We start from the raw sequence: 1,065 nt of genomic DNA, 5'->3' as shown, positions 1-1,065 counted from the left end.
CATCACGGCGGCAGCGGCGATCGGCGAGGACGATGTCCGCATTGCGCTGGCGGACAGGATCGAGGCTCGCCGCGAAACGAGCTTCGATCGCGACAAGCGCGCCGTGCGCGTCCGCGAAACAGTGCGCCTTGGCGCCATCACGCTTGCCGAACGCATGCTGCCGCCGCCAATCGGTGCTGACGCCGACCGCGCCGTCCTCGATGCGGTGCGCCAGCACGGGCTGTCGCTGCTGAATTGGAGCAAGGAGGCGCAAACGCTGCGCCAGCGGCTTGGCTGGTTGCATCGCGGCCTTGGCGCGCCCTGGCCCGATATGGCGGATGACGCCCTCATCGAGTGCCTCGACGACTGGCTGCTGCCTTACCTGTCCGGCGCGGCGTCGTTTGCCGCCATCGATGCGGGCGTTGTCTCGGCCGGGCTGGCCAGCCTCGTGCCGCATGATCTGCAGCGCAGGATCGATACGCTGGCGCCGACCCATTTCGATGCTCCGTCGGGCAGCCATGTGCCGATCCGCTATGACGGCGAATGGCCGGTGCTGGCGATTCGCGTGCAGGAGCTGTTCGGCCTCGACCGCCATCCTTCGATCGCCAATGGCGCCGTGCCGCTGACGCTCGAACTCCTGTCGCCGGCGCACCGGCCGATCCAGACGACGCGCGACCTGCCCGGCTTCTGGCGCGGCTCCTGGGCCGATGTGCGCGCCGACATGCGCGGCCGCTATCCCAAGCATGTCTGGCCGGAAAACCCGCTGCTCGCGACCGCCACCGCCCGCGCCAAACCCAGAGCATGATCCCAAAAAGTGAAAGCCGGTTTTTGGAAAAGATCATGCTCAAACAAGAAGTAGAGCCCCGTTCCGACTCCTCGGATTGGGGCGGTACCTAGCGTTTGCCGCTTCGCGGCTGTAATCCATGGCCATGATCAACGTTTTGCGTTCGCCCGATTTCCAGCAGAGCCAGAGACTGCGCCTCAACACGCTGATCCGGTTGCGCTGGCTTGCCATTGTCGGTCAGAGCCTGACGGTGCTCGTCGTCGCCTATGGGCTGAAGTTTCCGCTGCCGGTCAGCCTCTGCT

The 1,065-nt window shown here is 66.0% G+C and carries 1 protein-coding gene and 1 pseudogene; both read left to right on the top strand.

Annotated elements, in window-relative coordinates; genetic code table 11:
• Positions 1–784 (top strand): ATP-dependent helicase C-terminal domain-containing protein (locus EOC06_RS44310; protein ID WP_281062134.1); only part of this gene is annotated, 784 nt, incomplete at its 5' end.
• Positions 785–902: 118 nt separating this feature from the next.
• A pseudogene (locus EOC06_RS44305) lies at positions 903–1,065 on the top strand (sensor histidine kinase); the annotation flags it as partial.

It is taken from the genome of Mesorhizobium sp. M7A.F.Ca.MR.362.00.0.0 (assembly GCF_004023175.1).
In the GTDB taxonomy this organism is placed as follows: Bacteria; Pseudomonadota; Alphaproteobacteria; order Rhizobiales; family Rhizobiaceae; genus Mesorhizobium.
The sequence above is the reverse complement of the archived record's forward strand: the minus strand, read 5'-3'. Positions and strand labels throughout refer to the sequence as shown.